Origin of the sequence: Zobellella aerophila (assembly GCF_039539325.1) — a bacterium.
Taxonomy (GTDB): Bacteria; Pseudomonadota; Gammaproteobacteria; order Enterobacterales; family Aeromonadaceae; genus Oceanimonas; species Oceanimonas aerophila.
The window spans coordinates 124,192-146,866 of record NZ_BAABCX010000001.1; the positions used below are offsets into that span (position 1 = coordinate 124,192).

The 22,675-nt window shown below is 59.4% G+C and carries 21 protein-coding genes; 19 read left to right on the forward strand and 2 right to left on the reverse strand.

Translation table 11 applies throughout. The features are described from left to right. Window positions 1-67: 67 nt before the first annotated feature. The gene (locus ABD806_RS00570) at window positions 68-1,021 is read right to left on the reverse strand and encodes an OmpA family protein (protein WP_344953518.1); all 954 of its coding nucleotides are present in this window, start codon (window positions 1,019-1,021) and stop codon (window positions 68-70) included. 429 nt (window positions 1,022-1,450) lie between these two features. Here ABD806_RS00570 and ABD806_RS00575 point away from each other — a divergent pair, with 429 nt between their 5' ends. From ABD806_RS00575 to carB, 7 genes are all read left to right on the forward strand, one after another. Continuing rightward, window positions 1,451-1,711 carry a helix-turn-helix domain-containing protein gene (locus tag ABD806_RS00575; RefSeq protein WP_116473631.1) on the forward strand — a complete coding sequence of 87 codons (261 nt, stop codon included), beginning with the start codon at window positions 1,451-1,453 and terminating at the stop codon, window positions 1,709-1,711. Window positions 1,712-1,760: 49 nt separating this feature from the next. After that, window positions 1,761-2,597: a M48 family metallopeptidase gene (locus ABD806_RS00580; RefSeq protein WP_344953523.1), complete on the forward strand. Its 837-nt coding sequence runs from the start codon at window positions 1,761-1,763 to the stop codon at window positions 2,595-2,597. Window positions 2,598-2,606: 9 nt separating this feature from the next. Beyond that, on the forward strand, window positions 2,607-3,518 hold the full coding sequence (locus tag ABD806_RS00585; RefSeq protein WP_344953526.1) for an ROK family protein: 912 nt from the start codon (window positions 2,607-2,609) through the stop codon (window positions 3,516-3,518). A 64-nt stretch (window positions 3,519-3,582) separates the two neighbouring features. Beyond that, the gene (bamJ, locus tag ABD806_RS00590; protein ID WP_344953528.1) at window positions 3,583-4,194 is read left to right on the forward strand and encodes a BamJ family beta-barrel-assembly machinery protein; all 612 of its coding nucleotides are present in this window, start codon (window positions 3,583-3,585) and stop codon (window positions 4,192-4,194) included. Between the two features lie 161 nt (window positions 4,195-4,355). Continuing rightward, complete coding sequence (gene dapB, locus ABD806_RS00595; protein WP_344953530.1) at window positions 4,356-5,168, forward strand: 4-hydroxy-tetrahydrodipicolinate reductase; 813 nt, start codon at window positions 4,356-4,358, stop codon at window positions 5,166-5,168. A gap of 415 nt (window positions 5,169-5,583) precedes the next feature. Then, on the forward strand, window positions 5,584-6,720 hold the full coding sequence (gene carA / locus ABD806_RS00600) for a glutamine-hydrolyzing carbamoyl-phosphate synthase small subunit (protein WP_344953532.1): 1,137 nt from the start codon (window positions 5,584-5,586) through the stop codon (window positions 6,718-6,720). 16 nt (window positions 6,721-6,736) lie between these two features. Continuing rightward, the gene (gene carB / locus ABD806_RS00605; RefSeq protein WP_344953535.1) at window positions 6,737-9,964 is read left to right on the forward strand and encodes a carbamoyl-phosphate synthase large subunit; all 3,228 of its coding nucleotides are present in this window, start codon (window positions 6,737-6,739) and stop codon (window positions 9,962-9,964) included. Window positions 9,965-10,044: 80 nt separating this feature from the next. Here carB and ABD806_RS00610 read toward each other — a convergent pair whose 3' ends face one another. Continuing rightward, window positions 10,045-11,022, reverse strand: a complete 978-nt coding sequence (locus ABD806_RS00610) for an AraC family transcriptional regulator (protein WP_344953538.1) — start codon at window positions 11,020-11,022, stop codon at window positions 10,045-10,047. 303 nt (window positions 11,023-11,325) lie between these two features. Between ABD806_RS00610 and antA the strand changes: the two genes are divergently transcribed. From antA to ABD806_RS00670, 12 genes are all read left to right on the forward strand, one after another. Beyond that, a complete protein-coding gene (antA, locus tag ABD806_RS00615; RefSeq protein WP_344953541.1) occupies window positions 11,326-12,714 on the forward strand; it encodes an anthranilate 1,2-dioxygenase large subunit in 1,389 nt (462 codons plus the stop codon). Window positions 12,715-12,717: 3 nt separating this feature from the next. Then, on the forward strand, window positions 12,718-13,203 hold the full coding sequence (gene antB, locus ABD806_RS00620; protein WP_344953544.1) for an anthranilate 1,2-dioxygenase small subunit: 486 nt from the start codon (window positions 12,718-12,720) through the stop codon (window positions 13,201-13,203). A gap of 16 nt (window positions 13,204-13,219) precedes the next feature. After that, window positions 13,220-14,233 (forward strand): anthranilate 1,2-dioxygenase electron transfer component AntC, encoded by a 1,014-nt coding sequence (gene antC, locus ABD806_RS00625; protein ID WP_344953547.1) that lies wholly within the window; start codon window positions 13,220-13,222, stop codon window positions 14,231-14,233. A gap of 141 nt (window positions 14,234-14,374) precedes the next feature. Next, the gene (locus ABD806_RS00630) at window positions 14,375-15,283 is read left to right on the forward strand and encodes an acetaldehyde dehydrogenase (acetylating) (RefSeq protein ID WP_344953550.1); all 909 of its coding nucleotides are present in this window, start codon (window positions 14,375-14,377) and stop codon (window positions 15,281-15,283) included. A 12-nt stretch (window positions 15,284-15,295) separates the two neighbouring features. Next, entirely contained in the window at window positions 15,296-16,318 is a 1,023-nt protein-coding gene (gene dmpG / locus ABD806_RS00635; RefSeq protein WP_344953553.1) for a 4-hydroxy-2-oxovalerate aldolase, read from the forward strand. Beyond that, the gene (gene dmpH / locus ABD806_RS00640) at window positions 16,318-17,109 is read left to right on the forward strand and encodes a 2-oxo-3-hexenedioate decarboxylase (protein ID WP_344953556.1); all 792 of its coding nucleotides are present in this window, start codon (window positions 16,318-16,320) and stop codon (window positions 17,107-17,109) included. The genes dmpG and dmpH overlap by 1 nt, the downstream gene beginning before the upstream one ends. A 12-nt stretch (window positions 17,110-17,121) precedes the next feature. Continuing rightward, complete coding sequence (locus ABD806_RS00645) at window positions 17,122-17,313, forward strand: 2-hydroxymuconate tautomerase (protein ID WP_344953559.1); 192 nt, start codon at window positions 17,122-17,124, stop codon at window positions 17,311-17,313. A 269-nt stretch (window positions 17,314-17,582) separates the two neighbouring features. Then, the gene (locus tag ABD806_RS00650; protein ID WP_344953562.1) at window positions 17,583-17,903 is read left to right on the forward strand and encodes a 2Fe-2S iron-sulfur cluster-binding protein; all 321 of its coding nucleotides are present in this window, start codon (window positions 17,583-17,585) and stop codon (window positions 17,901-17,903) included. Window positions 17,904-17,912: 9 nt separating this feature from the next. Beyond that, window positions 17,913-18,836 (forward strand): catechol 2,3-dioxygenase, encoded by a 924-nt coding sequence (locus tag ABD806_RS00655; protein ID WP_344953565.1) that lies wholly within the window; start codon window positions 17,913-17,915, stop codon window positions 18,834-18,836. 112 nt (window positions 18,837-18,948) lie between these two features. Next, on the forward strand, window positions 18,949-20,409 hold the full coding sequence (locus ABD806_RS00660) for a 2-hydroxymuconic semialdehyde dehydrogenase (RefSeq protein WP_344953568.1): 1,461 nt from the start codon (window positions 18,949-18,951) through the stop codon (window positions 20,407-20,409). Between the two features lie 353 nt (window positions 20,410-20,762). Further along, complete coding sequence (gene dmpE, locus ABD806_RS00665; RefSeq protein ID WP_344953571.1) at window positions 20,763-21,548, forward strand: 2-oxopent-4-enoate hydratase; 786 nt, start codon at window positions 20,763-20,765, stop codon at window positions 21,546-21,548. A 116-nt stretch (window positions 21,549-21,664) separates the two neighbouring features. Next, complete coding sequence (locus ABD806_RS00670) at window positions 21,665-22,651, forward strand: TRAP transporter substrate-binding protein (RefSeq protein WP_344953573.1); 987 nt, start codon at window positions 21,665-21,667, stop codon at window positions 22,649-22,651. Window positions 22,652-22,675: the final 24 nt, after the last annotated feature.

Genomic DNA, 22,675 nt, shown 5'->3' on the forward strand with positions numbered 1-22,675 from the left:
GGCAGGCAAAGCGAAAAATAAAAAAACGGCTCCGTGGAGCCGTTTTATACACCGTATTCAGGCTGGATTACTGGGCCATTTCAACCTGGATGGTTGCCTGCGCCTTGGCATCGACCCGACGGTCCAGCTGACGCTCGGCGTCGGTGACGCCCTGGGCCAGCTCGTTACCGTACCAGGCGGTTTGGATGTTTTCACCGGCTACACCGCGCTGCATCAGGTATTCACGGGCGGCCATGGCACGACGCATGGACAGGTCACGGTTGTATTCGGCGCTACCGATACGGTCGGCGTAACCGGCCAGTTCAACCTGGTACTCAGGGTTGTCCTGGGTGAAACGGGCTACTTCGTCCAGGGTGGCCCGGGATTCGGCGGACAGATCCGATTTGTCGAAACCGAAGTAGATAGCGGCATCGGCAGTCACGGTACGGGTTTCGTAGGTGGTTTCAGCCTGGGGCTGGGGGGCTACCGGCGCAACAGGGGGAGGGGCTGTGTCACCACGGTTGGGGTGCAGCACCAGCTCCAGCATCAGGTTGTTGACGTCGGTTTCAAAACCGTTGTTTTGCAGATCGCCCAGGTCTTCGATACGGCGATAGCGTGCCTGCACGTCCACCAGGTCGGAAACCTGGTAGGTCAGACCCAGGCCAGCCAGGGGGGCGACACCGTCATCACCGGCTTGGGCGTCGGAGTCCCAGCCCAGGGCGCCCAGCTCACCAAACAGGGAGACTCTCTGGCTCAGGGGCAGGCGGCCGATGGCTGACAGGTTGAGGGCATTGGTGTCTACAGCACCGCGGTATCTGTTAACGCCCAGTTCGGCACCGACGTACTGGTTGAAGTTGTAACCGCCGAACATGCTGACGGCGGCCTCATCGTTATCGGCATCAGGCTGGTCACGTTTGATATCTTCGTACTGAGCATAGCCCGCGCCCGCGCCCAGATACCAATCGTTAGCCTGTACATGGGTTGCTACACCGGCCGTTGCCAGGGCAACGGCGATCAGAGAAGGAGCCACTGTCTTTTTCATATCGTCTTCCTCATTTATGAAAATTCGGCAATGCCGAAATACATGTCACACCCCACCATGGGTTTCGATGGCGTTGGTGTAATGCGGGCGAGTCCTTTTCTTATCTTTTTAGTATAACCGGGAGTGTCCATCATGCTGCTAACGCCCGACCAGTGTACCCGCATGAGACTTAGACTAGCGGTTTTGGCTAGGCCGGACAAGAAATGGATTGAGGGCCGGGGCTAAATTTGTCGCAGGTTTTGCCGGTTCCGGCTCGGCGGCAGGGAATATCTGGCCTGGGTATTGATTCAGATAGCGCTTCATACGAAGCTTTTTTACCGTAAGATGACAAAATTTGTCCAGTTCATAACGAGTCTCTTTGTCAAATATTAACTAGAATAAAAAAGAAGCGATAATGTTCTCGGTATCCCCTATAGGAGTAGCTAGGTTATGAATCCTGATACCAGTCTGGTCGGAAAGAAAATCCGGCAAATCCGCGAGACCATGGGACTCAGCCGCCCTAAGTTTGCTGAGCTGCTCCAGGTTCCACCCACCACCCTGAAAAATTATGAATTGGGATACAGGGAGGTGGGAGGGGCCTTTTTGGTGGCTCTGGCCCAGCACCCCGAGCTGCATAAATATACCCTGTGGCTGTTGTCCAATAAGACCCTGAGTGAAGTCGGGCAGGTGAGCCCGGAACAGTTACACTGAGCCGTAACCGGATCAGGGGCTGCCTTCATCACCTGCTTTATGCTAAAAGATGCAGCATGCTAATTTTTCGCAGCTGAGGTGTGTTGTGGGTATCATCCGTTCAATATCTGTCATTTTTGTTTCAGGGCTGCTTTTCTCCTGTACCCAGTCGCCTACCGGCAGGAGTCAGGTGCTGTTGTTTTCCGAAGCCGAAATGGCTTCCCTGGGGCAGTCTTCATTTGAACAAATCAAGGGGCAGGAAAAGGTCAGCACCAGCAGTGGGGACAATGCCTATATCCAGTGTGTGACCAACCAGCTGGTGACCGTACTGCCCCCCTCCTATCGCCAAAGTCCGTGGGAAGTGGTGGTGTTCGACTCTCCTGAGGTGAACGCCTTCGCCTTGCCCGGCGGTAAGATCGGGGTTTACAGCGGCCTGTTGAAAGTGGCCAAAACCCAGGACCAGCTGGCTTCCGTGATTGGCCATGAGATGGCGCATGTGTTGGCCAAACACAGCAATGAGCGGGTTTCCCGCACCCAGCTGACCAACATGGGACTGGGAGTTGCCGATGCGGCCCTGGGACAGTCGGGGCTGCGCGAACCGGCGATGGCGGCCTTGGGGCTGGGGGTCCAGGTGGGCTACCTGCTACCCTATGACAGGCAGCAGGAAGTCGAGTCCGATCGCCTGGGTCTGGAGTTGATGGCCCAGGCCGGCTTCAGGCCGGAAGAAGCCGTCACCATGTGGCGCAATATGTCGGCGGCCTCATCGGGACAGCAGCCTCCCGAACTGTTGTCCACCCACCCCTCTCACGGCTCCCGTATCCAGGAGCTGAATGCCCTTATGCCCCAGGCGCAGTCTGTCTATCAACAAGCGCACAGCCAGGGCAAAGTGCCTTCGTGTCGTCGTTAAGGCCGGTTCATGTATTACGGTTTTGATATTGGTGGCACCAAGGTTGCCTTTGCCGTCTTCGACGATGATTTTAACGAACGGGAGCGGGAGACCTATGCCACTCCTGGCGAGGATTACCCGGCGTTTGTTGCGCAGATCGGCCGACGGGTTGCCGCCGCCGACAGCCGGTGGCACTGCCGGGGGCGAGTCGGGCTGGGCTTTCCCGGTGTGCTCAGGCCGGACGACAGCCAGGTGCTGGCACCCAATGTGCCGGTGATCCACGGTCGGGCGTTACTGGCCGATTTGCAGCAACGCCTGGCGCGGCCTATTTTTGCCGGTAATGACGCCAACTGTTTCCTGCTGTCGGAGTATCACCAGGGGGCGGCAGCCGACATCGACTTGGGTCTGGCCCTGACCCTGGGTACCGGTGTGGGTGGTGCCCTTATCCATCAGGGGCGCCTGCTCGCCGGCCGGCACGGCGGTTGTGGTGAATTCGGCCATGGCGGTATTAACGCGACCCTGTTGCGGCGCTATCCTGAATTGCCGCTCTTTGCCTGCGGCTGCGGTCGGCAGGGGTGTCTCGAGACCTATGTTTCGGGTACCGGCCTCAGCCGGCTTTATCTGCACTGCAGCGGCCGTTCCCTGCCGGGGCAAGAGATTATCCGGGTCTGGCAGCAACAGCAGCCGGAGGCGGCTCGGTGTCTGGACATGTATCTGGATATTCTGGCTGCGGGAATAGGTGACTTGGTTACTCAGTTGGATCCGGGGCGGGTAGTGCTGGGGGGCGGGTTAAGTGAATACGACTGGTTGTATCGGCAGCTGGCAGAGCGACTGCCCGGCTATTTGATGAATGGCGTCCGGCCTCCGGCCATAGTAGCCCCCCGCTTTGGTGGTGCCGGTGGGGTCCGTGGCGCCGCATTATTGGCCAAGTACGCCGCTTAAGCGTTTAGCTAGCCCCGTTAATTTGTTAACATGACTTTTTTTGTACCCAAACAGAGGGAATGTCATGTCGTCATACGAGACTATTGAGCAACAGGCGAGCTACGGAATTGGTCGTCAGATTGGTGATCAACTGGCCCAGCAATCATTTGAAGGGCTGGATATTGCTTCCGTACAGCAGGGTCTGGCCGACTCCCTCAATGGGATCGACTTTGCGGTATCCCGTGAAGACATCAATGCGGCCTTCCAGGTGATCGGTCAGCGCATGCAAGAGCAGCAGGCGGCCCAGTCTGCCAAGGCACAGGAAGAAGAAGCGGCGTTCCTGAGCGCCAACGGCGAGCGGGCTGAAGTACAGCAAACCGCCTCCGGCTTGCAGTACGAAATTCTCAGCGAAGGTACCGGTGCCAAGCCTGCCGCTACCGATACCGTGCGCGTGCATTATCACGGCACCTTTATCGACGGCTCCGTGTTCGACAGCTCCGTGCTGCGTGGTGAGCCCGCCCAGTTCCCGGTAAACGGTGTGATCAAAGGCTGGGTAGAAGCCCTGCAGCTGATGCCCGCGGGCTCCAAGTGGAAGCTGTATGTGCCTTATGAGCTGGCCTATGGCGAACAGGGGGCCGGCTCCATCCCGCCCTGCTCCACCCTGGTATTTGAAGTGGAACTGCTCGAAATCGCATAAATACCCAAGCCGGCAACCGCCGGCTTTTTAATGAGTGGGGCTGGGGATGTCAGCCTTCGCTTATCCCCGGTACCCATTGCGGCCAGAGAATTTGCAAGCCTCGGCTTATCTGGCAAACTTTGGGTCTATTCTTCATCAAAAGTAAGTGAAAGGAAAACAGCATGACAAATCCGGTTCGCATTGCCGTGGCTGGCTGTAACGGACGCATGGGTAAAGTCCTGGTGGAGTCGGTCAGCAATACCCCTGGTGTGTTACTGACGGCCGCCATCGAACATGCCGGCTCGAGTGTGCTCGGTGCCGATGCGGGTGAGCTGGCCAATGTGGGCAAGCTGGGCGTGATCGTTCGTGACGATCTGGCGGCCATCATCGATGATGTTGATGTGATCATCGATTTTACCCGTCCCGCAGTGACCCTGGGCAATATTGCCCTGGCCAGGCGACACGGCAAGCGACTGGTGATCGGTACCACCGGCTTTGATGAAGCCCAGAAGGCCGAAATCCATGCTGCCACCCAGGAGACCGCCATGGTGATGGCGTCCAACTACAGTGTGGGTGTGAACCTGGTGTTCAAGTTGCTGGAGCAGGCCGCCAGGGTGATGGGCGATTACACCGATATCGAAATCGTCGAGGCCCATCACAGATACAAGGTCGATGCCCCATCCGGCACCGCACTTAGCATGGGTGAGGTGATTGCCGACACCCTGGGACGGGATCTGAAAGCATGTGCCGTCTATGGCCGTGAAGGGATCACCGGTGAGCGAGATCGCAATACCATCGGCTTTGCTACCGTGCGGGCCGGCGACATAGTGGGCGAACATACCGCCATGTTCGTGGATATTGGCGAACGGGTTGAAATCACCCACAAGGCCTCAAACCGGCTGACCTTCGCCAATGGTGCCGTACGGGCCGCGGCCTGGATTGCCGGCCAGCAACCTGGCCTGTATGACATGCAAGATGTGCTTAACCTGAAGTAAACTGCAAATATTCACTGAGACAGGTCATGAATTCAGTTATTCAGCGATGAAAAAACGTTTTTGTGGCCTGATGTGTTTTATTTTTAATTTTTAATGCTTTGTTTTTGTTATAAAAAACGATCGCTTTTTCATTTTTATTGATTTTTTCGTAAGGTTTGAGTCAATAACATCTTTTTTGTCTTCAATTAGAGTTTTTTGACTTTTTATGCTGCATTTATGAATTGTAATTCAGATAAGCTATTGACCTTGCACCGGAAAACAGTAAAGTGCGAAAAAGTTTGTCGAAAACACGGCTTTTATATAAAATACGCAGAATTTGCCCAGTATTAGGCCGAGATGCAGTAAATTTTTTTTGTCTGTAACTCGGGACAGCCAGGTAAATTGTTGATTTATAAGAATTAACTTGGAGGTTGTCTTGACTCATTCAGCGCTGCTCGTATTGGAAGATGGTTCCGTCTTCCGCGGTACAGCAATCGGTGCCGACGGTTGTTCCGTTGGTGAAGTGGTATTCAATACGTCGATGACGGGATACCAGGAAATCCTCACCGACCCATCATATTCCCGTCAAATTGTAACTCTTACTTATCCACATATAGGCAATACCGGCACTAATGCTGAAGATGAAGAGTCAGATCAGGTTCATGCCCAGGGTCTGATTATCCGCGATCTCCCCATTATCGCCTCCAACTTCCGTAATCAGCGCTCCCTGTCCGATTACCTCAAAGCCCATAACATAGTGGGTATTGCCGATATCGATACCCGCAAGTTGACCCGCATCCTGCGTGAAAAAGGTGCCCAGGCCGGCTGTATCATCGCCGGCCCGGCGCTTGACGAAGCCAAGGCGCTGAACGAGGCCAAGGCCTTCCCCGGCCTGAAAGGCATGGATCTGGCCAAGGAAGTCACCACCGCCAAGGCCTATCCCTGGTGTGAAGGCAGCTGGACCCTGGACGAAGGCCACAGCCAGCCAGCCGAGGGTGACCTGCCTTACCATGTGGTGGCCTACGATTACGGCGTAAAACGCAACATACTGCGCATGCTGGTGGACCGCGGCTGTCGGCTGACCGTGGTGCCGGCCCAGACCCCGGCGGCCGAGGTGCTGGCGCTGAATCCGGACGGCATCTTCCTGTCCAACGGTCCGGGCGACCCCGAACCTTGTGACTATGCCATCGAGGCTATCAAGACCTTCCTGGAAACCGATATCCCGGTATTCGGCATCTGCTTGGGCCACCAGTTGCTGGGCCTGGCCAGCGGTGCCAACACCGTCAAGATGAAATTTGGTCATCACGGTGCCAACCACCCGGTCAAAGACCTGGACAAGGGGGTCGTGATGATCACCAGTCAGAACCATGGCTTTGCGGTGGACGAGGCGACGCTGCCGGCCAATGTGCGGGTCACCCACAAGTCGTTGTTCGACAACAGTCTGCAGGGTATTCATCGCACCGACAAGCCGGCATTCAGCTTCCAGGGCCACCCCGAGGCGAGCCCGGGTCCGCATGAAGCCGCCGACCTGTTCGACCATTTTATCGATTTGATTAAGCAGTACCGCGCGTAAGGAGTAGGGAAGAGTCATGCCAAAACGTACAGACATACAGAGCATTCTGATCCTGGGCGCAGGCCCGATTGTGATCGGTCAGGCCTGTGAATTCGACTACTCCGGCGCCCAGGCCTGTAAAGCCCTGCGTGAAGAAGGTTACCGCGTCATCCTGGTGAACTCCAACCCGGCCACCATCATGACCGATCCGGAGATGGCCGACGCCACCTATATCGAGCCGATCCACTGGGAAGTGGTGCGCCGGATCATCGAAAAAGAGCGTCCCGATGCCATATTGCCGACCATGGGCGGCCAGACCGCGCTGAACTGTGCCCTGGAGCTGGAAAAACACGGCGTGCTGGCAGAGTTCGGCGTGGAGATGATCGGTGCCACCGCCGATGCCATCGACAAGGCCGAAGACCGTCACCGTTTCGACCAGGCGATGAAAAGCATCGGCCTGGCCTGTCCCCGTGCCGGGATCGCCCACAACATGGAAGAGGCTTACAAGGTACAGGAAGAGGTGGGTTTCCCCTGTATCATCCGTCCGTCCTTCACCATGGGCGGCACCGGCGGTGGTATCGCCTACAACCGGGAAGAATTTGAAGAAATCTGTACCCGTGGCCTGGATTTGTCGCCCACCAACGAACTGTTGATCGATGAAAGCCTCATCGGCTGGAAAGAGTACGAGATGGAAGTGGTGCGCGATCGCAACGACAACTGCATCATCGTCTGTGCCATCGAAAACTTCGACGCCATGGGTGTGCACACCGGTGATTCGATCACGGTGGCGCCGGCCCAGACCCTGACCGACAAGGAATACCAGCTGATGCGCAACGCCTCTATGGCGGTGCTGCGCGAAATCGGCGTGGAAACCGGCGGTTCCAACGTGCAGTTCGGTATAGATCCGAAAACCGGCCGCATGGTGATCATCGAGATGAACCCGCGGGTATCCCGTTCTTCCGCCCTGGCCTCCAAGGCGACCGGTTTCCCGATCGCCAAGGTGGCGGCCAAGCTGGCTGTCGGCTACACCCTGGACGAGCTGCAGAACGACATCACCGGCGGCCTGACTCCGGCCTCATTTGAACCGGCCATCGACTATGTGGTCACCAAGATCCCGCGCTTCAACTTCGAGAAGTTTGCCGGCGCCAACGACCGCCTGACCACCCAGATGAAGTCCGTGGGTGAAGTGATGGCCATCGGCCGCAACTTCCAGGAATCGCTGCACAAGGCCTTGCGTGGCCTGGAAACCGGCCAGACCGGCTTCGATCCTGTGGTCGATCTGAACGATGCGGACAGCCTGTCGCGCATCCGCCATGAGCTGCAAGAGCCCGGCGCCGAGCGTATCTGGTACATCGCCGATGCCTTCCGGGCCGGCATGAGTGTCGATGGCATCTTCAAGCTGACTAATGTGGATCGCTGGTTCCTGGTGCAGATTGAAGAGCTGGTCAAGCTGGAAGAGCAGGTTAAGGAGCTGGGCTTTGCCGGCCTGACCGCCGACTGGCTGCGCACCCTCAAACGCAAAGGCTTCTCCGATGCCCGCCTGAGCAAGCTGCTGGGGGTGGCCGAAGGCGAAGTACGCAAACAGCGTCACCGTCACGAGATCTTCCCGGTCTACAAGCGGGTGGATACCTGCGCCGCCGAATTCTCGACCAACACCGCCTACATGTATTCTTCCTATGACGATGAGTGCGAAGCCCAGCCCACCGACAAGGACAAGATCATCGTGTTGGGTGGCGGCCCCAACCGTATCGGTCAGGGCATCGAGTTCGACTATTGCTGTGTGCACGCCTCGCTGGCCCTGCGGGAAGACGGTTACGAGACCATCATGGTCAACTGCAACCCGGAAACCGTGTCCACCGACTACGACACCTCGGATCGCCTCTACTTCGAGCCGGTCACCCTGGAGGACGTGCTGGAAATTGTGCGCGTCGAGCAGCCCAAGGGTGTTATCGTCCAGTACGGCGGCCAGACCCCGCTGAAACTGGCCCGTGCCCTGGAAGCGGCCGGCGTGCCCATCATCGGTACCAGCCCGGACGCCATCGACCGCGCCGAAGACCGGGAGCGCTTCCAGCAGGCGGTTGAACGGCTCGGTCTGAAACAGCCGGAAAACGGCACCGTCACCGCCATGGAGCAGGCGGTAGCCATCGCCGAGCGTATCGGTTATCCCTTGGTGGTGCGGCCCTCCTATGTACTGGGTGGCCGGGCCATGGAAATTGTCTACGACGAGCAGGATCTGCGCCGCTATTTCAACGAGGCGGTGAGCGTCTCCAACGAGTCACCGGTGCTGCTGGATCGCTTCCTCGACGACGCCACCGAGGTGGACATCGATGCCATCTGCGACGGTAAGGACGTGGTCATCGGCGGCATCATGGAGCATATCGAGCAGGCCGGCGTGCACTCCGGTGACTCCGGCTGCTCCCTACCGCCCTATACCCTGAGCAAGGGCATTCAGGACGAGATGCGCGAGCAGGTGCGCAAGCTGGCCCTGGAACTGGGGGTGGTCGGTCTGATGAACGTACAGTTCGCGGTGAAGGGCAACGATATCTACCTGATCGAAGTCAACCCGCGTGCCGCCCGTACCGTGCCCTTCGTCTCCAAGGCCACCGGTGTGCCCCTGGCCAAGGTCGCGGCCCGGGTGATGGCCGGCAAGTCGCTGGTTGAGCAGGGTGTGACCAAGGAGATCATCCCTCCCTATTACTCGGTGAAGGAAGTGGTGCTGCCGTTCAACAAGTTCCCGGGGGTGGATCCGCTGCTGGGGCCGGAAATGCGCTCCACCGGCGAGGTGATGGGTGTGGGCGAGACCTTCGCCGAGGCTTTCGGCAAGGCCCACCTGGGCGCCGGCAAGGCGGTGCCGAAAGAAGGTCGAGCCCTGCTGTCGGTGCGTCACAGCGACAAGCAGCGGGTGGTCGACTTGGCCGCCAGCCTGGTGGAAGCCGGTTACCAGCTGGACGCCACCCACGGCACCGCTGTGGTGCTGGGCGAAGCTAACATCAACCCGCGGCTGGTGAACAAGGTGCACGAAGGTCGTCCTCATATTCTGGATCGCATCAAGAATAACGAGTACACCTACATCGTGAACACCGCCGAGGGCCGTCAGGCCATCGAGGATTCCCGCCAGCTGCGCCGCGGCGCCCTGAGCCAGAAGGTGTCCTACACCACCACCCTGAACGGGGCCTTCGCCACCGTGATGGCCATGGCGCATGACGCCACCGCTTCTGTTATTTCCGTGCAGGAAATGCACGAGCGGGTCGCCAACGGCAAGTAACAGCGGCCAACCGGCCAAACGAATAAAAAGGCGCCTGCGGGCGCCTTTTCTGTTTGGGTATCAGGAAACTATCGGCTTTATCAATGTTTGCCCTTGAAGCTCTCGGAAGGCAGTTCACCGAAGCGTTGCTGATACTCCTTGGCGAAGCGCCCCAATTGGGTGAAGCCGCAGTCCATGGCGATACTGGAGACGCTTTCATTGGCGGCCGGCTGTTGCAAGCGGGCCCGGACCTGCTGGAAACGCAGGCTGCGGAAATAGGCCATGGGCGAGCAGTCGTAGAAGGTGCGGAAATCCCGATAGAGTTTCTCCCGGCTGACCCCGACCGCCTTCTCGAAATCATGCACCGACAGGGCCTGGTCGAGATGGGTTTTCATCATCGACTCAAGCTCGGACAGATAGGCCGGACGGTTCAGCTGGCGGTCTTCCAGATCGCGGGAATAGTTATGGGGTTGAGCATAGAGCAGCCCCGTGATCAGGGTATCCTGGAAAGACGACCAGACATCGGGAAAATCGAACAGACTGCTTTGGTTCTTCAGCATCCCCTGCAAGGTTGCCACCGTATTCCACCAGTCTCCCATGCCTCCATTCAGACGGATGCCGGGCTCAAAAATAATCGGGGCAGAGATGTCCTTATGCAGCAGGGACGCCAGTTTCTGCTCCACCGCCGTGCGGGAGATGCGCACCAGCTGCTTCCGGCAGTCCGCGCCCAGCGTTAGGCTGACCGGGTTGCCGGGAGAGACGATCAGGCCCGTCTGGGCGTTGGATTCAATCCTGTCTTTTTTATGCTCTATATACTGGGAGCCGGTCAGGGGCAGGCTGATGCTGTAGCTGTGCAACAAGTCCTGAGTCTTCACATGGGCGGGGGTGGAATACTCGATCACACCGAAGGATATCTGCCCCAAAGAAGCCCCCTGATGGCGGAACAGCAGCTCCTGGGGCTTGCTGATCTCGAGGTTGTGGGGACCACATATTCTGCCCATCCAGTCGCGGGCCGAGCCGATGCTGCTCAGCTCTATAGCCAAAAACTGCCTCTGTACCCTGTTACGGTGCTGGTTCATATGCTTCCCTTTCGACAGTGTCCATATCGTCAGCAGCGTCCGCTGTCGTTGATCCGGAAATGGCTCAACAGCATTCGATTCAATATTTTTTACGCCGAATCCCGTGCCGTTCAAGGCGTCGTGCCGGCTCTCCTTCGACGCTTCTGCGGGAGAGTAAGATAATGCGTTTTACCACAAAAAACGATCTGTTAACAAATGGATTACCAGGAAGTGCATATGGTTAACAGGCAAACTGCATATCGACTCTCCTGCTCGGGCGCTAGATTGAACCCATATCAATCAGGCTCAAAAGGAGAGGACCCCATGACCACCCACAGAAGCGTTGCCCAGTGGCAGGAATTTGTCCAGGGCTGTCTCGATTTCAGGCCCGAGCAGGGCGTTTATCGTATAGCTCGGGACATGTTCACCGATAAGGCGCTGTTTGAGCTCGAAATGGAACTGATCTTCGAGAAGCAGTGGATCTTTGCCTGCCATGAAAGCCAGATAGCCAATCCCAACGATTTTATTACCATGCAGGCCGGCCGCCAGCCGATGATCATCACCCGCGACGGCAAGGGCGAACTGCATGCCCTGGCCAATACCTGCCAGCACAGGGGCGCCACCCTGACCCGGGTATGCAAGGGCAACCAGTCGACCTTTACCTGCCCGTTCCATGCATGGTGCTACAAGTCGGACGGCCGATTGGTGAAGGTCAAGGCACCGGGCGAATATCCCGCCGATTTCGACAAGTCCAGCCGCGGCCTGCGCGAGGCGCGCATCGCCAGCTATAAGGGATTTGTGTTTATCAGCCTGGATCTCGAGTCCGATCTGAGCCTGGAAGACTTCCTCGGCGATACCCGGCTGTTTTTCGACATGATGGTCGAGCAATCGGTCGATGGCGAACTGGAAGTGCTGCCCGGCCAGTCCGCCTATACCTTCAACGGTAACTGGAAACTGCAGAACGAAAACGGCCTGGATGGCTACCATGTCAGCACGGTGCACTACAACTATGTGAGCACGGTGCAGCACCGCCGGGAACTGGAGGCTAGTAAACATGGTGCCAGCGGCGACACCCTGGATTACAGCAAGCTGGGTGCCGGCGACAAGGACACGGACGACGGCTGGTTCTCTTTCCATCATGGCCACAGCCTGCTGTTCAGTGACATGCCCAATCCCAAGGTTCGGCCGGGCTATGACAGCGTCATGCCTCGTCTGCTGGATACTCACGACGAAGAGCGCGCCAAGTGGACCATGCACCGGCTGCGCAACCTGAATATCTATCCCAGCCTGTTCTTTATGGATCAGATCAGCTCCCAGCTGCGCATCATTCGTCCGGTAGCCTGGAATAAAACCGAGGTGATCAGCCTGTGCCTGGGTGTTAAAGGCGAGTCGGCCGCCGATCGGGAAAACCGCATCCGCCAGTTCGAGGACTTTTTCAACGTGTCCGGCATGGGGACTCCTGACGATCTGGTGGAGTTCAGGGAATCCCAGCGCGGTTTTGAAGCCCGGATTTCGCCCTGGAGCGATATCTCCCGTGGCTATGAGACCTGGCAATACGGTGAAACGCCCAACAGTAAGGTGCTGGGGATCAAGCCGGTGATCACCGGGGTCGAGTTTACCCAGGAAGGGCTTTATGTGAATCAGCACGGGGCCTGGCAGGAAATGATGTTGCAAGGTCTTGAAAAGAAATCACGGCACTCTGAAGAGGTGTAAGTCATGGAATACCAACACTCACTCGAACAGTTTTTTTATCAGCTTTCGGCATTGTGCGATGATCAGGACTGGGACAATTACCTGGAGCAATTTTCTCCCGAGGCCGAGTTCCATATTCCCCAATGGGAAACGGAGCATCAGCACACCACGGATCCCAAGCGTGAAATGTCCCTGATGTATTATGCGGACAGGGGCGGCATCGAAGACCGGGTATTCCGCCTGCGCACCGGCAAGTCGGCCGCCTCTACACCCATGCCGCGCACCCTGCACCTGATTAATAACGTGCGTTATCAGGAAGAAGCCAATGGTCTGTTTACGGCCCGGGTGAACTGGGTCACCCATTATTATCGCTTCGGTGAGAGCTATCATTTTTTTGGCACCGCCAATTATCGGCTGCGTCGTGAACATGACGGCTGGAAAGTCACCTATAAACAGGCCATTTTGCTCAACGATAAAATAGATTCCGTACTCGATTTCTATCACGTTTAAGCTGACTGGGGTGATTATGTCTTATACCGCCGCTATCGTTTTTCGTGATGGCAATACTCGCTTCGTCGAGGTTAAGGAAAACGAGTTATTAATGGATGCCTCTTTGCGCCAAGGAGTTAATTTACCGGTTGACTGTCGTGAGGGGGTCTGTGCCACCTGTCGCGGTCTTTGCGAGTCCGGTGAGGTTGAACTGGATTATGTGGACGAAGAGGCGCTGAGCGAAAAAGAAATAAAAGCCGGCCATATACTGGCCTGTCAGACCCGGCTCAAGTCGTCCGGTTCTTTTTATTTCGATGTGGACTCCACATTGTGCAGTGTGTCCAGCGAGTGCTTCACGGGCACCGTCACGGTTTTTAAGCAGGTATCCGATGCCGCCGCCCTGATCGAGATCAAGCTCGACGGGGAAGGCAGCCGGTTGCGCTATTTGCCAGGGCAGTATGCCCGCATCCGGATCCCGGATACGGATCAATGGCGCGCCTATTCCTTTGCCAATCATTCGGCGGCGGAAGGTTATGTCCGGTTTTTAATTCGGCTGCTGCCCAATGGTGTGATGAGCGACTATTTACGTTATCGGTGCCGGGTAGGGGATGAAATAACCTTTGAGGCGCCCATGGGCTCTTTTTATCTGCGTGAAGTAGAAAGACCCTTATTGATGGTGGCCGGTGGTACTGGTTTGTCGGCTTTCCTGGGCATGTTGGAAGACCTGGCCGCGCGGGGGGATTGTACTCAAACTGTTCGCTTATGTTATGGCGTGACACAGGATATGGATTTAAGCGAGCTGGACCGGCTCGATTCATTTAAGACGCAGCTGGCCGATTTCGATTATGAGGTCATAGTGATGAAACCGTCTGAATATTGGCAGGGCAAACAGGGGGTGGTTTGCGATCTGTTTGATAAAGATTATCTGCAGCAGCCTTTCGATGCCTATTTGTGTGGCCCTCCGCCCATGATAGACGCGACTCAAACCTGGTTGGAAGTAAATCAGCTGCCCGAATATAAATTGTATTTTGAAAAATTTGTTTCCAGCTGATGCCGAATAACTGTTCCTAATAGTACTGAATAAGTGTCGACGGTGCGCCTGTCGGTTTATGACTTAATGACAACAAAGCATCTCGGCACAGCAGTTATTTATTGGGCGATTAACAGCAAAAAGAATAGGGGAGTGTTCGAAATGACAAAACTCAAGGCAGCCATCATCGGGCCGGGCAACATCGGCACCGATCTGCTGATGAAGATGCTGCGCTCGGACTGGGTCGAGCCGGTGTGGATGGTGGGCATAGACCCCGCATCCGACGGCCTCAAGCGCGCCCGCGAGCTGGGGATCAAGACCTGCGACACCGGCGTCGACGGCCTGCTGCCCCATGTGCTGGAAGACGATATCCGCATCGCCTTCGATGCCACCTCCGCCTATGTGCATGCCGAGAACAGCCGCAAGCTGAACGAGCTGGGGGTGATCATGATCGACCTGACCCCCGCTGCCATCGGGCCCTTCTGCGTGCCGCCGGTCAACCTCAAGCAGCACGCCGAGCAAGTGCAATTGAACGTCAACATGGTCACCTGCGGCGGCCAGGCCACCATCCCCCTGGTCGCCGCCGTCAGCCGGGTGCAGCTGGTGGCCTACGGCGAAATCATCGCCACAGTATCATCCCGCTCGGTCGGCCCCGGCACCCGCCAGAATATCGACGAGTTCACCCGCACCACCGCCGGCGCGGTGGAATCGGTAGGCGGCGCCCGCCAGGGCAAGGCCATCATCATCATCAACCCGGCCGAGCCGCCGCTGATGATGCGCGACACCGTGCACTGCCTGGTCGAGGGTGAACCCGACCAGGACGCCATCACCCGCTCGGTGCTGGACATGGTCGAGCAGGTGCAGCGGTACGTGCCCGGTTACCGGCTGGTCAACGGCCCGGTGTTCGACGGCAACAAGGTGTCGATGTTCATGGAGGTGGCCGGCCTGGGCGATTTCCTGCCCACCTATGCGGGCAACCTGGACATCATGACCGCCGCCGCCCTGCGTACCGCCGAGCTGTTTGCGGAAGAGGCCGCCAGCGGCGCCATTCACCTGCCGGCCCGGGGCTAAGGAGACATCATCATGGATTTACAAGACAAGAAGGTCGTGCTGCACGATATGAGCCTGCGTGACGGCATGCACGCCAAGCGCCACCAGATAAGCCTTGAGCAGATGGCCGATATCGCCACCGGCCTGGATGAAGCCGGCATGCCGCTGATCGAAGTGACCCACGGCGACGGCCTGGGCGGCGCCTCGGTCAACTACGGCTTCCCGGCCCACAGCGACGAGGAATACCTGCAGGCGGTGGTGCCCCGGATGAAGCAGGCGAAAATTTCCGCCCTGCTGCTGCCCGGCATCGGTACCGTCGACCACCTGAAGATGGCCCGGGACTGCGGGGTCAGCACCATCCGGGTGGCCACCCACTGCACCGAGGCGGACGTGTCCCAGCAGCACATCGGCCTGGCCGCCAAACTGGGCCTGGACACCGTCGGCTTCCTGATGATGGCGCACATGGCCACCCCGGAGAAGCTCCTGGAGCAGGCCCGGCTGATGGTGGACTACGGTGCCAACTGCATCTATGTCACCGATTCCGCCGGCTATATGTTGCCCGCTGAGGTGAGCCAAAAAATCGGCCTGCTGCGTGCCGAGCTGCCGGTGGCGCTTGGCTTCCACGGCCACCATAACTTGGGTCTCGGCATCGCCAACTCGCTGGCGGCCATCGAGGCTGGCGCCACCCGTATCGACGGCTCGGTCGCCGGGCTGGGTGCGGGTGCCGGCAACACCCCGCTGGAAGTGCTCTGTGCCGTGCTCAGCCGCATGGGCGCCGACACCGGCATCGATCTGTACCGGATCATGGACGTGGCCGAGGATTTGGTGGTGCCGATAATGGACCAGCCGATCCGTGTCGACCGGGACGCCCTGACCCTGGGCTATGCCGGGGTGTACTCCTCCTTCCTGCTGTTTGCGAAGCGCGCCGAAGCCAAATACGGCGTGTCCGCCCGCGACATCCTGGTGGAGCTGGGGCGCCGCGGTACCGTCGGCGGCCAGGAAGACATGATTGAAGACCTGGCGCTGACCATGGCCAAACAACAAGGACTGAAGTAATGGGAAACCTGAATAAAGAACAGATCGCCAAGCTTGCCGAGCACCTCGAAACCGCCGAGCTGGAAGCTTTTGAGGTGACCAAAATCACCGACGAGTTCCCGGAGATGACCTATCAGGATGCGTTCGATATCCAGTGGGAAATCCGCCGCCGCAAGGAAGCCCGCGGCACCAAAATAGTGGGCATGAAGATGGGCCTGACCTCCTGGGCCAAGATGGCGCAGATGGGGGTCGAGCAGCCCTGCTACGGCTTCCTGGCCGACTACTTCAGCGTGCCGGAAGGCGGCGACATCAAGCACGACGGACTGATCCACCCCAAAATTGAAGCCGAGCTGGCGTTCGTCACCAAGCATGAACTGACAGGCCCGGGCTGCCATATCGGCGACGTGCTGCGCGCCACCGATTTCGTGATGCCGGCGGTGGAGGTGATCGACTCCCGCTACAAGGACTTCAAGTTCGACCTCAAGAGTGTGATTGCCGATAACTCGTCATCCAGCCGCTTTATCACCGGTGGCCGCATGGCCGATGTCGCCGAGCTGGATCTGAAGAATCTGGGGGTGGTGATGGAAGTCAACGGCCAGGTGGTGCAGACCGGCGCCGGCGCGGCGGTGCTGGGTCACCCGGCTGCCTCGGTGGCCATGCTCGCCAACATGCTTGGCGAACGTGGCGAGTCTATCCCAGCGGGCAGCTTCATCATGATCGGCGCCATCACCGCCGCGGTGCAGATGAACAAGGGCGACAGCTTCGTGGTGCGCTATCAGGGCCTGGGTAGCTTAAGTGGCCGCTTTGTATAAGGAGAGCCGGACATGCCGATTGTACAGGTGAACATGATGGAAGGCCGCAGCGACCAACAGAAGGAAGCGGTCATCGAGGAAGTGACCGCCGCGCTGATGCGCAGCCTGGACGCGCCGCGCGAGTCGGTACGGGTGCTGATCAACGAGCTGCCCAGGCAGCACTTCGGCATCGGCGGCCGCTCGGCCAAGGCGCTGGGGCGGTAGTCGACCAACATGCTGGGCAACATCAGGGACGAGGCCAAGCGGCGAAAGGGTTGACTACGCCGGCTCGCCGTAAACCCTCCCTGGGGGCTCAGCCGCGCCCTCCCTGGCGCGGATGGCCGGCTTCGCCAATCCCTTCCTCCGCCCTGCTGGATAGGATGTGAGGTCAGGCTTTTAGCAAAAAATGCTGTAGGTCGGGCCTGGGCCCGACAACCACATAAAACCGTCGCGTAGGTCGGCCCTTGGGCCGACATAAGAACAAGGAGGTCAGGATGACAGCACACCGTATCACCCTGCAACGGGACGGCCAGCCGCCGGAGCAGTTTATCGTACAGCCGGGGCAGACCCTGCTCGCCGGCGCCGAAGCCGTGCACAACCGGCCGGTGCCGGTCGGCTGCCGCGGTGGCGGCTGCGGCCTGTGCCGGGTGCGTATCCTGGCCGGAGACTATCAACGCGGGCGCATGAGCCGCGCCTATATCAGCATTCAGGACGAACAAGACGGTGTTGCCCTGGCTTGCCGGGTGCTGCCGTTAACCGACATGGACATAATGCTGGCGCCACTGACAGTGCCAGCACCGGCGATAACCGCCTAAGGAGACAGCATGAGAAAAGGTGTAATGAGACCCGGTCACGTACAACTGCGGGTGTTGAATATCCAGGACGCGCTGGCCCACTATCGGGACCTGCTGGGACTGATCGAGGTTGAAACCGACGCGCTGGGCCGGGTCTACCTCAAGGGCTGGACCGAAGTGGACAAGTTCTCGGTGGTGCTGCGCGAGTCCGACACCCCGGGCATGGACTTCATGGCGTTCAAGGTACTGAACGAGGCCACCCTGGACCGGCTGCATCAGGACCTGCTCGGCTACGGCGTGGCGGTGGAAGACATTCCCGCTGGCGAACTGAACGGCTGTGGCCGCCGGTTGCGCTTCGTGGCTCCCACCGGCCACCAGTTTGAACTGTTCGCCGAGAAGGAGCAGCCCGGCCGCTACGGCGTGGGTAACCACAACCCGGAAGCCTGGCCGCGCGATCTGACCGGCATGAAGGCCCAGCGTTTCGACCACTGCCTGCTGTACGGCGACGATCTGGACGGTACCTTCGCGCTGTTCAAGGACGTGCTCGGTTTCGATCTGTGCGAACAGGTGTTGACCCCGGATGGCGAGCGGGTGGCCCAGTTCCTCACCGTGTCGATGAAGTCCCACGACGTGGCCTTTATCAAGCACGCGGAGAAGAACAAGTTCCACCACGCCTCCTTCTTCCTGGAAACCTGGGAGGATGTGCTGCGCGCCGGTGACCTGATCTCCATGACCGACACCGCCATCGACATCGGTCCGACCCGCCACGGCATCACCCATGGCCAGACCATCTATTTCTTCGACCCCTCGGGCAATCGCAACGAGGTGTTCTGCGGCGGCGACAGCTTCTACCCGGACCATGCCCCCATTACCTGGGATGCAGACAAGCTGGGCAAGGCGATTTTTTACCATGACCGCCAGCTCAATGAGCGTTTCCTGACCGCGCTGACCTAAGGGCAGGCCAGTGTCGGCCCTTGGGCCGACGGGAGAGGTAACAACGCCAGCGCGGTCAACCGGCAGGCGGAATAAGACAGCCGCCATCAACACGAACACGAGATGAGTAGAGATGAACGAATTCAAACATTTTATCAACGGCGAGTATGTCGCATCCAGAAGCAGCAAGACCTTTGAAAACCGCTGCCCGGTGGACAACAGTCTGATTGGCCGGGTCCATGAGGCCGGTCGCGACGAGGTCGATGCCGCGGTGCGCGCCGCCAGGGCGGCGCTCACCGGCCCCTGGGGCCGGCTGACCCAGGCCCAGCGCATCGCGCTGCTGAACAAGGTGGCCGAGCGCATCAACGCGCGCTTCGACGAGTTCCTCGAGGCCGAGTGCCGCGACACCGGCAAGCCCCACAAGATAGCCAGCTATATCGACATCCCCCGCGGGGCGGCCAACTTCACCGCCTTCTCCGAGACCCTGGCCAACCACTCCACCGAGGGTTTCCGCCTGGATACCCCGGACGGCAAGGGCGCGCTCAATATCGGCCATCGCACCCCCAAGGGCGTGATTGCGGTGATTTCTCCCTGGAACCTGCCGCTGCTGCTGATGACCTGGAAAGTGGGCCCGGCGCTGGCCTGCGGCAACACTGTCGTGGTCAAGCCTTCGGAAGAAACCCCCGCCACCACCACCCTGCTGGGCGAGGTGATGAACGAGTGCGGCGTGCCGCCCGGGGTGTTCAACGTGGTGCACGGTTTCGGCCCGGATTCGGCCGGTGAGTTCCTCACCCGCCACCCGCTGGTCGACGCCATCACCTTCACCGGCGAGACCCGCACCGGCGAGGCGATCATGAAGGCGGCCTCGGTCGGCCTGCGCAATATCTCCCTGGAGTGCGGTGGCAAAAACCCCGGCATCGTGTTCGCCGACTGCGATATCGAAAAAGCGGTCGAGGGCACCATGCGCTCGGCCTTCGTCAACTGCGGCCAGGTGTGCCTGGGTACCGAGCGGGTCTATGTGGAGCGGTCCATCTTCGACCGCTTCCTGGCCCGCATGAAAGAAGAAGTGGCCAAGCTCAAGCTGGGCCGGCCGGAAGACCCGGAGGCCAACTTCGGACCGCTGGTCAGCCAGGCGCACAGGGACAAGGTGCTGTCCTACTACCGGCTGGCCGAGCAGGAAGGCGCCACCGTGGAGATCGGCGGCGGCATCCCGGACATGGGGCCCGAGCTCAACGGAGGCGCCTGGATCGAGCCGACCATCTGGACCGGCCTCGCCGACGACGCTCGGGTGATCCGCGAGGAAATTTTCGGGCCCTGTTGCCACCTGCGGCCCTTCGACAGCGAAGAGGAAGTGGTTGCCTTGGCCAACGACACCCACTACGGCCTGGCGGCGGCGATCTGGACCGAGAACAGCAGCCGGGCGGTACGGGTGGCCGAGCAGATGGAAGCGGGCATCGTGTGGGTCAACAGCTGGTTCCTGCGCGATCTGCGCACCGCCTTCGGCGGCGCCAAGCAGTCCGGCATCGGCCGCGAGGGCGGGGTGCACGGCCTGGAGTTTTATACCGAGCTGAAGAACATCTGCATCAAGTTGTAAGGAGGACAGTGCGGCAATCCCTGCTGCCTCTTTCAAGCCCCGCTGTGGTCTGACAGTCATGCTGGCAGGCGGCACTGGCGCTTTGGGGAGGGCGAAGGGGGCTGCTCTACCGACCCTCCGCGCCTGGGATGGCACGGCGGAGCCTCCAGGGGCAGCGTGCTGCCTGCACCAAGTTGGGTGACGGACCGAACATTCAGTGAATGTTCGCAGCCGTTATCCAGCGAAGGTGGCCTTAGACCACGGCGTGTCGGCGGAGCAGTGCGTTTTGGCCGGATACGCCACGTTAACACTGCGAGTCGGCGTGCGGCTTCCGGCAGACCCGTATTTCGATGGACCATATAGCAGGAAATACTATGAACCAAGAACAGATTATCCAGTGCGGCAACGAGCTGTATCAGGCGCTGCGCCAGCGCGAAACCCTGGCACCGCTGACCGACCGCTTTGCGGACATCAGCATGGATGACGCCTACAGCATCTCGCTGCAGCTGCTCAACCGCCGGCTGGCGGACGGCGAGCGCATCATCGGCAAGAAAATCGGCCTCACCTCCAAGGCGGTGCAGACCATGCTCAAGGTCGACCAGCCCGACTTCGGCTACCTCACCGACGCCATGGTTTACAGCCAGGGCCAGGATGTGCCGGTCAGCGAGCTGCTGATCCAGCCGCGCGCCGAGGGCGAAATCGCCTTTATCCTCAAGAAAGATCTGCTGGGCCCGGGCGTCACCAGCGCCGACGTGCTGGCCGCCACCGAATGCGTGATGCCCTGCTTCGAAGTGGTCGACTCGCGCATCGACAACTGGCAGATCAAGCTCCAGGACACCATCGCCGACAACGCCTCCTGCGGGGTGTTCGTGCTCGGCGACACCGCCGTCAGCCCGCGTCGGGTGGACCTGGCCACCTGCGGTATGGTGGTGGAGAAAAACGGCCAGCTGCTCAGTACCGGCGCCGGCGCGGCGGCGCTGGGCAGTCCGGTGAACTGCGTGGCCTGGCTGGCCAATACCCTGGGCAGGTTCGGCATCGGCCTGAAGGCCGGGGAAGTGATCCTGTCCGGCGCCCTGGTGCCGCTGGAGCCGGTCAAGGCCGGCGACCATATGACGGTGTCCATCGGCGGCATCGGCAGCGCCTCGGTGCGGTTTATCTGAGCGGGGATGCCAGCCCCGCATAGACAGTGACCGCAGGGTCGGAAGGTGGCATCGGTCACCGCCGGCCCGCTTCTGGTTAAGCAATGAATGGATTGACCATAACAATGGAGTTGAACATGACCACACTTAAACACCTGCTGATTGCCGCCACCGCAACGACCCTGGCGCTGTCCTCGCTCACCGCCCAGGCCCGGGACTTCCGTCTGGGGTTGATTACCCCGCCACCCCATATCTGGACCCAGGCCGCCAACGACTTTGCCCAGGAACTGAACGAAAAATCCGCCGGCCAGCATAAGGTAGCCGTCTTTCCGGCCCAGCAGCTGGGTAATGAGGCGCAAATGGTGCAGCAGTTGCAGACCGGCGCCCTGGATATGGCCTTTTTGACCATCGCCGAAATCTCCAACCGGGTACCGGATTTCGGTGCCCTCTATGCCCCCTACCTGGTGGATGACATCGATCAGGCCGCGGCGCTGTTGCGCTCCGACACCGCCACCCGCTTGCTGGACCAGTTGCCGGGCGGGGTCGGCATGGTTGGCATCGGCTACGGCATGGCGGGCATGCGCCAGGTGTTGAGCCGGGAAGCGGTGGCCAGTCCGGCCGCGTTGCAAGGCAAGAAGCTGCGCATCACGCCATTCGAGCCGATCCGTGACTTTTATACTGCCCTGGGCTCGGCACCGACCCCGCTGCCGTTGCCGGGTGTCTATGATGCCCTGGCCAATGGTCAGGTCGACGCCATCGACATGGATTTCGATTCCATCCTGATCCTCAAGTTTTATGAGCGGGCCAATAACCTGCTGATCTCCAACCATATGATGTTCCCCATGGTCGGGGTGGTGTCGGGCCGGGTATGGCGCGAGCTGAGTGCCGACGACAAGACCCTGGTGCGGACCCTGATGAAGTCCCATCTGGATTCGGTTATCGACCGATTCCAGCAACAGGAAAAAAGTCAGGAGCAGGAGCTGCGCGCGCTGGATATCCAGATCACCGAAGCCGACCGCAGCACCTTTGCCGACGCCATCGATAGCTGGGAAGCCACCTGGTCCAAGAAAGCTGGCTCACTGGGCGACTTGCGTCAGGCTGCGGCCGACGTCAAAGGCAGCTGATCACTCATCGATAGGGGAGGGCCC

Bases quoted from the DNA above. Each gene is read 5' to 3' on its own strand.
- ABD806_RS00570 (WP_344953518.1), bottom strand. From the start codon at position 1,021: ATGAAAAAGACAGTGGCTCCTTCTCTGATCGCCGTTGCCCTGGCAACG.
- ABD806_RS00575 (WP_116473631.1), top strand. From the start codon at position 1,451: ATGAATCCTGATACCAGTCTGGTCGGAAAGAAAATCCGGCAAATCCGC.
- ABD806_RS00580 (WP_344953523.1), top strand. From the start codon at position 1,761: ATGCAGCATGCTAATTTTTCGCAGCTGAGGTGTGTTGTGGGTATCATC.
- ABD806_RS00585 (WP_344953526.1), top strand. From the start codon at position 2,607: ATGTATTACGGTTTTGATATTGGTGGCACCAAGGTTGCCTTTGCCGTC.
- bamJ (WP_344953528.1), top strand. From the start codon at position 3,583: ATGTCGTCATACGAGACTATTGAGCAACAGGCGAGCTACGGAATTGGT.
- dapB (WP_344953530.1), top strand. From the start codon at position 4,356: ATGACAAATCCGGTTCGCATTGCCGTGGCTGGCTGTAACGGACGCATG.
- carB (WP_344953535.1), top strand. From the start codon at position 6,737: ATGCCAAAACGTACAGACATACAGAGCATTCTGATCCTGGGCGCAGGC.
- ABD806_RS00610 (WP_344953538.1), bottom strand. From the start codon at position 11,022: ATGAACCAGCACCGTAACAGGGTACAGAGGCAGTTTTTGGCTATAGAG.
- antA (WP_344953541.1), top strand. From the start codon at position 11,326: ATGACCACCCACAGAAGCGTTGCCCAGTGGCAGGAATTTGTCCAGGGC.
- antB (WP_344953544.1), top strand. From the start codon at position 12,718: ATGGAATACCAACACTCACTCGAACAGTTTTTTTATCAGCTTTCGGCA.
- antC (WP_344953547.1), top strand. From the start codon at position 13,220: ATGTCTTATACCGCCGCTATCGTTTTTCGTGATGGCAATACTCGCTTC.
- ABD806_RS00630 (WP_344953550.1), top strand. From the start codon at position 14,375: ATGACAAAACTCAAGGCAGCCATCATCGGGCCGGGCAACATCGGCACC.
- dmpG (WP_344953553.1), top strand. From the start codon at position 15,296: ATGGATTTACAAGACAAGAAGGTCGTGCTGCACGATATGAGCCTGCGT.
- dmpH (WP_344953556.1), top strand. From the start codon at position 16,318: ATGGGAAACCTGAATAAAGAACAGATCGCCAAGCTTGCCGAGCACCTC.
- ABD806_RS00645 (WP_344953559.1), top strand. From the start codon at position 17,122: ATGCCGATTGTACAGGTGAACATGATGGAAGGCCGCAGCGACCAACAG.
- ABD806_RS00650 (WP_344953562.1), top strand. From the start codon at position 17,583: ATGACAGCACACCGTATCACCCTGCAACGGGACGGCCAGCCGCCGGAG.
- ABD806_RS00655 (WP_344953565.1), top strand. From the start codon at position 17,913: ATGAGAAAAGGTGTAATGAGACCCGGTCACGTACAACTGCGGGTGTTG.
- ABD806_RS00660 (WP_344953568.1), top strand. From the start codon at position 18,949: ATGAACGAATTCAAACATTTTATCAACGGCGAGTATGTCGCATCCAGA.
- dmpE (WP_344953571.1), top strand. From the start codon at position 20,763: ATGAACCAAGAACAGATTATCCAGTGCGGCAACGAGCTGTATCAGGCG.
- ABD806_RS00670 (WP_344953573.1), top strand. From the start codon at position 21,665: ATGACCACACTTAAACACCTGCTGATTGCCGCCACCGCAACGACCCTG.